Annotated in this window: 7 protein-coding genes and 1 pseudogene; all 8 read left to right on the forward strand. The window is 56.4% G+C overall.

The genetic code is table 11. The features are described 5' to 3' along the window. Positions 1-115: pseudogene (locus ACUHMQ_RS18950) on the forward strand (IS5/IS1182 family transposase); the annotation flags it as partial. 919 nt (positions 116-1,034) lie between these two features. Continuing rightward, the gene (gene kdpA / locus ACUHMQ_RS18955) at positions 1,035-2,822 is read left to right on the forward strand and encodes a potassium-transporting ATPase subunit KdpA (RefSeq protein ID WP_445297022.1); all 1,788 of its coding nucleotides are present in this window, start codon (positions 1,035-1,037) and stop codon (positions 2,820-2,822) included. 9 nt (positions 2,823-2,831) lie between these two features. Then, the gene (gene kdpB / locus ACUHMQ_RS18960; RefSeq protein WP_445297023.1) at positions 2,832-4,958 is read left to right on the forward strand and encodes a potassium-transporting ATPase subunit KdpB; all 2,127 of its coding nucleotides are present in this window, start codon (positions 2,832-2,834) and stop codon (positions 4,956-4,958) included. An 84-nt stretch (positions 4,959-5,042) separates the two neighbouring features. Further along, positions 5,043-5,621 carry a potassium-transporting ATPase subunit KdpC gene (gene kdpC / locus ACUHMQ_RS18965; protein ID WP_445297024.1) on the forward strand — a complete coding sequence of 193 codons (579 nt, stop codon included), beginning with the start codon at positions 5,043-5,045 and terminating at the stop codon, positions 5,619-5,621. A 40-nt stretch (positions 5,622-5,661) separates the two neighbouring features. After that, positions 5,662-8,346, forward strand: a complete 2,685-nt coding sequence (locus ACUHMQ_RS18970) for a DUF4118 domain-containing protein (RefSeq protein WP_445297025.1) — start codon at positions 5,662-5,664, stop codon at positions 8,344-8,346. Continuing rightward, complete coding sequence (locus ACUHMQ_RS18975; RefSeq protein ID WP_445297026.1) at positions 8,343-9,038, forward strand: response regulator; 696 nt, start codon at positions 8,343-8,345, stop codon at positions 9,036-9,038. Before ACUHMQ_RS18970 ends, ACUHMQ_RS18975 begins: the two co-directional genes overlap by 4 nt. 343 nt (positions 9,039-9,381) lie before the next feature. Then, complete coding sequence (locus ACUHMQ_RS18980; RefSeq protein ID WP_445297027.1) at positions 9,382-9,840, forward strand: PTS sugar transporter subunit IIA; 459 nt, start codon at positions 9,382-9,384, stop codon at positions 9,838-9,840. 35 nt (positions 9,841-9,875) lie between these two features. Next, positions 9,876-10,808 (forward strand): amino acid kinase family protein, encoded by a 933-nt coding sequence (locus ACUHMQ_RS18985; RefSeq protein ID WP_445297028.1) that lies wholly within the window; start codon positions 9,876-9,878, stop codon positions 10,806-10,808. Positions 10,809-11,119: the final 311 nt, after the last annotated feature.

Below are 11,119 nucleotides of genomic sequence, written 5' to 3' on the forward strand. Positions count from 1 at the left end.
TTTTGCGTGGTTGGAGAAGTGCCGTCGATTGTGGAAGAACTGTGAACGCAAGCTCGACACCAGCTTGCAATTCATTCAGTTTGCCTTTCTGACTCTTCTTCTGCGGAGACTTTGAACAGGTTCTAAGTGACGCATAAAATCACCTACAAGTCGTTCAAATGGAATAGAACCGCTTGGCGGGTAATGTAGTGGCTCAAAAGCCGTTAAGCGTCTTGCCTTCTTTGCTTGCAGATCAGGTTCAAGAAGAGATGCTGGCTACTGTGCAACGCCCTGCCATGTCTATCCTGCCCATGCACGTGGAAGGAGTGCTTGCCCAGTCGATCCCAATCGGTGTGACGTTTTGCATGATGGTCTCTGAACAGATGAAAACACCCCGTAAGCGTAACTGCTCGTAGGGTGATTCAGGATGCAGCCCCGTTTCGTTCAGCAGTACAGATTTCAGGTAATGCAGGTGGCCAGGACGCACCCACGTGCCTTGGGCTTCTGTGTCTCCGCTTCTTTGGTCCTGTTGGCCAGCCTGTACCTATAGGGGTCTGAGGTGCAATGGAACGTAAAACCGGGTTAGGCTGTTGGCATAAAGAATATGCGCTGATCCACCAACCTGTGACTGCTCAACGTCGGTGTAAGCGGGTGCTGCCTAGCTGGTCGGTTCTGTGCTTAGGTTATCGCCCCCACCATGGCGTCGCGAGCTGATCCTTTCTAGAGAGATGAAATAGCGCAACGTCTACGTTCATCGCATCTTTACACCATCTTTACGCCTGCATTACCAATCACAACACTACTTTTACGCACCGCTCTCTAGCATTGGGGCTGTCTTCCTTCCACCCCAACACATAGGGAGCCAAGCCATGGAATTGCTGGTTCTGATCTTGATACCGGTGTTCGGCATAGCGTTATTTGCGCTCATCTCCGGTTGCCAACGTCTGGAGGGCCCGTCCCGTGAACGCTGAATTGCTGTACTGGTTAACTGGTAGCGTTGCGGTAGCGCTGCTTTTTTATCTCCTTTACGCGCTGATCAATGTCGAGGGGGTGATATGAACACCTCTCCCGTTGTCCAGATGGGCCTCTACCTGCTGGCGCTATTCCTATTGGCATGGCCCTTGGGGCGCTACCTGACGATGGTCATGGATGGCAGCCTGTCTGCACGCTTCCGCTGCCTGGGTGCTATCGAGCGTGGTATTTGCCGGCTGATTGGCACGCAGCCTGACGAAGACATGCCTTGGGCGCGCTATGCCTTGGCGATCGTGCTATTCAATTTTGTTGGTCTGCTAACGGTGTATGCACTGCAGCACTTTCAAGGCAGACTGCCACTAAACCCGGCCGGCATGGCCAATGTGGAAGCAGGTTCCGCGTTCAACACGGCCGTTTCATTTGTCACCAACACCAACTGGCAGGGCTATGCCGGCGAAGCCACCATGAGCTATCTGACCCAGATGCTGGCGCTGACCGTACAGAACTTTCTGTCGGCGGCAACGGGGATGGCCGTCGTAGTGGCGCTGATCCGCGGCTTCACGCGTCGTTCGGCCCGTGGCCTAGGCAATGCCTGGCTCGATATCGGCCGTGCGACGAGCTATGTGTTGTTGCCACTGTCTATTCTGGTCGCCAGCTTGCTAGTTAGTCAGGGCGTGATTCAGAACTTTGATGCCTATCAGAACGTAAAACTCACTGGGCCCGTTACCTACCAAGTCGCCCGTAACGATGCGGTTGGGAAGCCGATAGTGGATACCACTGGCAAACCTGTGATGGATGAAATCACCACCGATCAGCAAACCATTGCCATGGGCCCGGTTGCTTCACAAGAAGCCATCAAGATGCTGGGCACCAATGGCGGGGGGTTCTTTAACGCCAACTCGGCCCACCCGTTCGAGAACCCGACCGGTGCCAGCAACTTTTTACAGATGCTGAGCATTTTTCTGATCCCCGCCGCATTGTGCTTTATGTTCGGCAGCATGGTGGGGGATATGCGGCAAGGCGTTGCCCTGATCGCCGCGATGACACTGATCTTCATTGCCATGTACAGCGTGGTGCAGTGGTCTGAAATGCATGCCAATCCGTTGCTCACACAGCTGGGCGTGGAGGGTACAAGCGGCAATATGGAAGGCAAGGAAACCCGCTTCGGCATCACCGCTTCCAGCCTGTTTGTGACGATTACCACCGCCGCAAGCTGCGGGGCTGTCAACGCCATGCACGACAGCTTGTTGCCCCTGGGAGGATTGATTCCAACCTGGTTGATGCAATTAGGCGAAGTGGTGTTTGGTGGTGTCGGTTCCGGTCTTTACGGCATGTTGATTTTCGCCATCCTCGCGGTCTTCCTGGCCGGACTGATGATAGGTCGCACGCCGGAATACCTGGGCAAAAAGATCGAATCCTACGAAATGAAGATGGTGTCCATCGCTATCCTGATCACGCCCACGCTGGTGTTAGGGGGCACCGCAATCTCGGTGCTGGCTCAAGGTGGCTTATCCAGTATTTTCAATCCTGGCGTGCATGGCTTTTCCGAAGTGTTGTACGCCTTCTCCTCAGCAGCCAATAACAACGGTTCAGCCTTTGCGGGCCTCAACGCCAATACCCCGTTCTACAACCTGGCGCTGGCCGTCTGCATGTGGCTTGGGCGCTTCGTGCCCATCATCGCAGTGCTTGCTATTGCCGGCAGCCTGGCCAGGAAACCTCGCTTGGCGGTATCAAGCGGCACCATGCCCACACACGGGCCTCTGTTTGTCGTGCTGCTGGTCGGTTCGGTCATCATCGTGGGTGCATTGACTTACATCCCAGCGCTGGCCCTGGGGCCGATGGTCGAGCACTTGCAGTTGTTTGCTCGTTAAGGAGGGAACATGAACGACTTAACTAAACCCTGCTTCACTGCTGAAAGCGTGGTTACCGCGCCAGGTACCGAGAGCCGTACTGTGCGTTCGCTACCCCTGTTTGATCCCGAACTGGTACGGCCCGCCCTACTGGAATCCATTAAAAAACTTTCCCCTCAGGCGCAGTTCCGTAATCCGGTGATGTTTGTGGTCTGGGTGGGTAGCCTGCTCACCACTTTGCTGGGCATTCAGGCACTGGGCGGGCATGGCGAGGCACCCGCCAGCTTTATTTTCGCCATATCGGCTTGGTTGTGGTTCACCGTCTTATTCGCCAATTTCGCTGAAGCATTGGCCGAAGGCCGTGGTAAAGCACAGGCGGCAGCGCTGCGTGGCTCACGCAAGAATGTGGTTGCTAAGAAACTGGCGGAGGCCCGTTATGGCGCCAAGGTCAGCGTGCTTGATTCCGCCAGCTTGCGTAAAGGCGATCTGATCCTGGTGGAAGCGGGTGACGCAGTACCGGCGGATGCTGAAGTGATTGACGGTGTAGCCTCGGTAGACGAGTCTGCCATTACCGGTGAATCAGCGCCAGTAATCCGTGAGTCGGGTGGGGATTTCTCAGCCATCACGGGCGGTACGCGCGTTTTGAGCGACTGGCTGGTGGCACGCGTCACTGCCAATCCTGGCGAGGCTTTTCTCGACCGCATGATCGCCATGGTGGAGGGCGCCAAACGCAAAAAGACGCCGAATGAGATTGCGCTGACCATCTTATTGGTGACCTTGACACTGATATTCCTGATGGCAACGGCCACCTTGTTGCCCTTTTCGATCTATAGCGTGAAGTCAGCCGGCGCCGGAGCACCAGTCAGTATCACTGTACTGGTAGCACTCTTGGTGTGCCTTATCCCCACCACCATCGGCGGCTTGCTCAGTGCTATCGGGGTAGCAGGCATGAGCCGCATGATGCAGGCCAATGTGATCGCTACATCGGGCCGTGCGGTGGAAGCCGCCGGTGACGTGGATGTACTTCTACTCGACAAGACCGGCACCATCACGCTCGGTAATCGGCAAGCCAGCGCTTTCCTACCCGCACCGGGAGTCAGCGAGCAGGAGCTGGCTGATGCCGCCCAGCTGGCTTCCTTTGCTGACGAAACCCCCGAGGGGCGCTCCATCGTAGTATTGGCCAAGCAGCGTTTCAATCTGCGTGGTCGTGATTTACACGATGCCCACTTTGTTCCCTTTGCTGCACAAACCCGCATGAGCGGTGTCGACTTCGGTACGCGGCAAATCCGTAAGGGTGCGTTGGAGGCGGTGAAGCAGCATGTTGCAGCCATGGGTAGCCAAGTACCCAAAGCCGTTATCGAACTGGCTGAGCAAGTGGCCCGCCGTGGTGGCACCCCGTTGGTGGTAAGCGATGCCGACCAGGTCATGGGTGTGGTGGAACTCAAGGACATTGTGAAGGGTGGCATCAAGGAACGGTTTGCCGAATTGCGCCAGATGGGTATCAAGACGGTGATGATTACCGGCGACAACCGGCTGACTGCCGCCGCCATCGCCGCCGAGGCCGGTGTAGATGACTTTCTGGCTGAGGCAAAGCCAGAAGACAAGCTCAAGCTGATCCGTGACTACCAGGCTGAAGGCAAGCTGGTGGCTATGACTGGTGACGGCACCAACGATGCGCCAGCGCTTGCCCAAGCCGACGTGGCAGTCGCCATGAACAGTGGCACGCAGGCTGCCAAAGAGGCCGGCAATATGGTCGACCTCGACAGCAACCCGACCAAGCTGATCGAAATCGTCGAAACCGGCAAGCAGATGTTGATGACACGCGGTGCATTGACAACCTTCAGCGTAGCCAACGATGTCGCTAAGTACTTCGCCATCATCCCCGCCGCCTTTGCTGTTACCTATCCGCAACTCAAGGTGCTGGATGTGATGCAGCTGAATAGTCCTAGCTCGGCGACTCTGTCGGCTGTGATCTTTAACGCGTTGGTAATCATCGCCCTGATCCCCCTGGCACTGAAGGGAGTGGCATACCGTGCCCTACCTGCTGATCTGCTGTTGCGCCGCAACTTGGTCATCTATGGATTGGGCGGTCTGCTGGTTCCTTTTATTGGCATCAAATTGATCGATGTGGTCCTGGGGTTGCTCGGGCTCGCCTGAGTGTTGGGCCCCATTCCCACCCAGTGAAAACACATTGTTGTGCTATCCGCCGAAGGTATGCGGAGACCAAGAAGGATGATCGAAATGAAAACCTTGATACGCCCAGCTCTTACGCTGTTTGTATTGTTGTCCGTCGTGACCGGCCTGATTTATCCGGCCTTGGTAACCGGATTCGCCAAGATGGCGTTCCCCTACCAAGCCGCTGGTAGCATGATTACACAAGGCAAGGTGGTGGTTGGTAGCGAGTTGATAGGGCAATCTTTCAGTGGCGCGCGCTACTTCTGGAGCCGCCCATCCGCTACCGGCCCGATGCCCAATAACGCCTCGGCATCCAGTGGTTCCAACCTTGGCCCGACCAATCCGGCTTTGGTTGATTCCGTGAAAGACCGTGTAGCCACGCTACGCGCAGCCCATCCGGACCAAACGGGGCCGATACCGGCTGACTTGGTCACGACTTCAGCCTCCGGTCTTGATCCTCATATCTCACCCGCTGCGGCCTATTATCAAATCAACCGTATTGCCAAGGCACGTGGTCTGGCGCCGGAAAACGTGAAGCGTTTGATCGACGCCTATACCGAGTATCCTAGCTGGCGCATTTTTGGGGACAGCACCGTCAACGTACTCAAGCTAAACCTTGCGCTTGATGCGAGTGGTAAGGTTTGAACGCAGCTGCGCACCGCTACCCAAGACGATCCAATCCACCATGAATTATCCACGCCCAGATCCCGACCGTCTGCTTGAAGCGCTGCAAGAAGCGGACGCGGCTGCTCAGCGTGGCAAGCTCAAGCTGTTCTTGGGTGCTTGTGCCGGGGTCGGCAAAACCTATGCGATGCTGCAGGCTGCCCGACAAAAACAGGACGAAGGTATCGATGTCCTGATTGGCATTGTGGAAACCCATGGTCGTGCCGATACGTCAGCGCTGCTTGCTGGCTTGCCTATCCTGCCCTCACGGCATGTTGAATATCGTGGCCACCTGTTAGCTGAATTTGACCTGGATGCTGCGCTACAACGCAAGCCGGCGCTAATCATCGTGGATGAATTGGCCCATTCAAATGTGGAAGGTAGCCGCCACCAAAAACGCTGGCAGGATGTAGAAGAATTGCTTGTGGCGGGGATCGATGTTTACACCGCCATGAATGTGCAGCACTTGGAAAGCCTTAACGACATTGTTGCCGGCATTACCGGTGTTAAAGTCGGGGAAACGGTAGCCGACCACGTATTCGACAGCGCAACTGACGTGATCCTGGTGGATTTACCACCAGACGAATTACTGGCCAGGCTGGCAGCCGGTAAAGTTTATCTGCCTGATGCAGCGCTGCGAGCCTCGAAGCATTTCTTTCGTAAGGGCAACCTGATCGCCTTACGCGAATTGGCTTTACGGCGCACCGCGGACCGGGTTGACGCCCAGATGCGGGCTTACCGTGCCGATCGTGCCATCGCGAATGTCTGGCAAGCGCGGGAGCGGCTATTGGTCTGTATCGGTGCCGGACCCAGTGGCGATAAATTGGTGCGTTCGGCTGCTCGGTTAGCTGCCAAATTACAAGCCGACTGGATCGTTGCCTACGTCGAAACACCCGCGTTGCAACGCGGGAGTCAGCTGCAGCGTGGGCGAATACTGGCAACACTGAAATTAGCCGAAGAGCTGGGTGCGGAAACCACTACGCTGGCGGGCACTGATGCTGCTGCGACCCTGGCGGCTTATGCCAGGAGCCGTAATGCCGGTAAATTGGTGATCGGCCATCGCCACCAAACGGGTTGGCGGCGCAAGCTGTTGCCAAGCTTGGCCGATCAGTTAGCCGAACGGGCAGCGGAGCTGGATCTGTATTTGGTCGGTCTGGACCCGGCAGCGGCAGAACCTGTCGTTGTCGACCGAGCACCGCCCAGAAAGATTTACTGGCGCGGCTATGCGGAGGCCATGGCAATTGTGGCTGCCACTTCTGTGCTGGCGGGTGTCTTATTGTCCGTGTTCGACCTCGCTAACGTGGTGATGGTGTACTTGTTGGCAGTGGTCATGATCGCCTTGCGTTCGGGCCGTGGCCCCGGTGCGTTGGCAGCCTTATTAGCGGTGGGTAGCTTCGATTTTTTCTTTGTCCCACCACAGCTGACCTTTACGGTTAACGACAGTCAATATCTATTTACCTTTGCCATGATGCTGGCAGTGGCCCTGATTATCGGCCAGCTTGCAGCCAAGCTACGCTTCGAGGCAAATGTGGCCCGCCGGCGCGAGCGCCGGGCAGACGAATTAAGCGGGTTGTCGCGTCAACTATCGGGTGCATTGACCACCGAGCAGATCATCGGCATCGCCGTTGACCGGATCAACGCCATTTTCCATGCTCGTAGCGCGGTGCTGTTGCCCGATAGCCACGAGCGGATGCGTGAAGCACGAGGCAGCGCGGGGCCGGGTGGCCTCACCGATACGGATGCTGATGTAGCACAGTGGGTCTATGACCATCAGCAACACGCTGGTCAGGGCAGTAATACACTACCTTCCAGCCCAGCGCGTTACTTGCCGTTGAAAGCACCAATGCGAACCCGCGGTGTGCTGGCTTTACAGGTCAGTCAGTTGAGTCTGTTCGACGAACCAGAGGAAATGCGCCTGCTGGACACCTGCGCAGCGCAGATCGCCCTGGCGCTGGAACGGGTGCACTTCGTGGAAGTTGCCCAGGACGCTTTGGTCAGCATGGAGGGCGAGCGCCTGCGTAATAGCCTGCTGACGACGGTGTCGCACGATTTGCGCACGCCCTTGACCGCCTTGGTTGGCCTGGCTGATACCTTGGCGGGTAGCGAACTGAGCCTGACAGTTCGGCACGAGCTGGCAGAAGCCATACGCGACAAGGCCCGTAGTACGGCAGAGCTAGTCGGCAAGTTGCTTGACATGGCGCGCCTGCAGGCTGGTGCGGTCACACTGCGGCGAGATTGGCAGTCGCTGGAAGAAGTGTTGGGCTCGGCGCGTAGACAGCTTGATAGTGTACTGGCGAATCACACCGTGATCAGCCGCTTGCCCGCTGATTTACCACTCTGCGAGTTTGATCCAGTCTTGATCGAACGCGTCTTGGTAAACTTATTGGAGAATGCGGCCAAGTACACACCGCCTGGCAGCGAGATCAGCATCCTGGCCGTCAGCCGTGGCGACCTGATGCGCATTACGGTGGACGACAATGGTCCCGGCTTGCCGGCCGGGCGCGAGGAAAAACTGTTTGGTAAATTCGAGCGCGGCGAGAGCGAATCCGCACTGCCTGGGGTGGGTTTGGGGCTGGCAATTAGCCGTGCCATTGTCGAAGCGCATGGCGGCCGTATGACCGCAGAAAACCGACCAGAAGGCGGCGCGCGCTTTGTTTTCACTTTGCCCTTGGGGGTACCCCCCAACATGCCGGATACCAGCCTATGAGTATTGCCCGCCTATTGGTCGTCGAGGACGACACCCATATCCGCCGCTTCTTGCGGACCGCACTGGAAGCCGCCGATTTCAGTGTATTTGAGGCCGCCAACGTAGCGCGTGGCTTGATTGAGGCGAGCAGCCGGCAACCGGACCTGTTGATCGTGGATTTGGGTTTGCCGGACCGCGATGGCCGAGAGTTGATTGCCGAGCTGCGTGGCTGGTCGTCCGCGCCGGTCATTGTGCTGTCTGCCCGTGATCGCGAGGAAGACAAAGTCGCTGCGCTGGATGCCGGTGCGGATGACTACCTGGTCAAGCCATTTGGTGTGCCAGAGCTGCTGGCTAGGGTGCGTGCTCAGCTACGTCGTAGCAGCGTCAATATTGGTGGGGATGCCTCAGCTGTAGTGCAATTCGGTGAGGTCAGCATCGATTTAGCGGCGCGCGTCGTGCAACGCAACGGGCAACCCATTCATCTCACGCCCACGGAATACCGCCTGTTGGCAGCGTTGATCAAGGGGCATGGACGGGTGCTGACTCACCAGCAGTTGCTGTTGGAAACCTGGGGACCGGGTTACGCTGAACGGGGCCACTACCTGCGCATTTTTATGGGCAACTTGCGCCAGAAGTTGGAAGCCGATCCCTCCCAGCCTCAGCATTTGCTGACAGAACTGGGCGTCGGGTACAGCTTGGCGGGCTTAACCTAAGCCGCATGTGAAACGGTTGATGGTGTTTTGCCTTTCCTTGGGTTTCGCCCGCTGTGAGCGGGCGTCTAGATATTCGAGCGACTAGTTTTATTCAGCGGTGTTGACCCGAGTGATGGCTCGGGCTTTTTTTGCGCCAACGGCGTAATGCTTGCGCAATCTTTATGTAGGCAGGCCTAGTATTTACGCCGTTTTTACATCGTCTTGACTACGATTTTGCTTGCAGCACCTGACGAGAGATCAGCGTAATGCTGTTTGCTGAGTTAGGCGGAATCGTCAGGTGCTACCCCGCACATGCCTGGTGGCGCGGGTCGACAAGCCCCGGTCAAGCCCAATTGGATAAACGATGAATACGCTAACGCGAATGTGTCCCGTCGAAGATATCTTGCTCAACGCCAAGGTGCAAAACCGCCATCAACTGTTCGAATACGCAGCCCAACACCTACATCAACGTTATGGACTAACAGGAGAGCCTGTTGCCCAGCGACTGGCAGACAGGGAAAAATTAGGTTCTACCGGCCTGGGGAAAGGCGTCGCGATTCCACATGCCCGTATCCCGGGTTTGCGGGCCCCGCTGGCTCTATTTATCCGCCCGGAACATCCGATTGCCTTCGACGCCCCCGATGGCAAACCGGTTGGGGAATTGCTCTTGCTGCTGGTGCCAGAGCACGCCAACCAGGACCACTTACAACTTTTGGCAGACGCTGCTCGCCTCTTCTGTACCAGAACTTTCCGGGCTACCCTGCGTGCCGCGAAGACACCGAGAGAGGTACATCAATTACTGCTTGAGGGCCATCAATCATGAGCCCGCGACCTACGCATTATTCTACTGGCAAAGTCATGTCCCGCGGACCGGTACAGTCAGCCATACCAGCTTGCCAAGCCAGTCCATTGGCAAATGTCTTACCCTTTGTACAGGCACGCCAACAACAGACAGTGGTGATTGTTTATACCGGCTCCGCCAATCACGACATCAACGCAAGGGCAGCCTTTGCTCAACAAGTTGCACTACTGGCCTTGACCGGTATGCGCCCAGTTGTCGTACATGGTGGGGCACCGCAATTTCAGTCTTACCAAACTGGGGGGCAGGCGCCCTTGTCAGAATGGATGGCGATGCGCGTTGCACGTGCTGGCCTGGCCGATCTGAATCTGGAACTTGTCCATCTGATTAGTCAGCATGGGCCAAAAGCAATGGGCGTCACCGGGCAGGATGGGAATTACCTGCTGGCAGCCTCGCCTGTGGAAAAGGGCTACATCAGTCCAATCGCTAAGCTGGACACGGGTTTGTTCACGTTATTACAAAAGAACGACATGGTGCCAGTTGCGATGCCAATGGCGCCCGATGCAGAAGGTGAGGACCGGCTCCTGTCTCCTGAACGTTTAGGCGCATTGCTGGCGCAGCAATTACAGGCACCTACCTTGGTATTGATGGGCGACAGTACAAATCTGCCGGAACTGAATAGCTATGAACCTCTGGCCAGCGAGGATGAACTGGCGCACTGGCTGACCATGCACCCGACAGGGGTAGCAGCTGATCTGGCAAGGGACGCACTCGATGCGCTTGGCCATGGCGTGCAATCTGTGCATTTGCTTGACGCCCATGAGCCCCATGCCTTGATAAATGCATTGTTAACCGAGGAGGGTTGTGGCTTGGTTCTATGTCAGCGCAGCAGCGGACAGGTGATGAAAGACAGCAATCGTTATTTCCATGATTGTGACAGCGTGCTACGGACTGATTTTCACTCTGAACGTAAACGTGTAGTGCGCTTTTAGCGGCCAGTCCACAAAACAGAAAAGTCGCATGGTTGATAATTGCCGTTGAAAGGGCTGTGACTTTTCTAAGTCGATGTCCGTAGCCTACAAACTCGGTGTCTGCGAGGCTGTGTTACTCGTTAAGCTTTCCCAATTGAAGCAGCGTTACTGATCGCACGGTAAAGGGTGGCATGATGGCAGTTAAGGGTAATCCCCCCGGAAAATAGGGGTGTGCAGAAGTAGAATTTTCTCGGATAGAGGGAGTTCTACAAAATGAAGAAATCGAGATTTTCGGACAGCCAAATCATCACCGTGCTTAAGGAGGCAGAGGC

The organism is Chitinimonas violaceus (genome assembly GCF_052601015.1).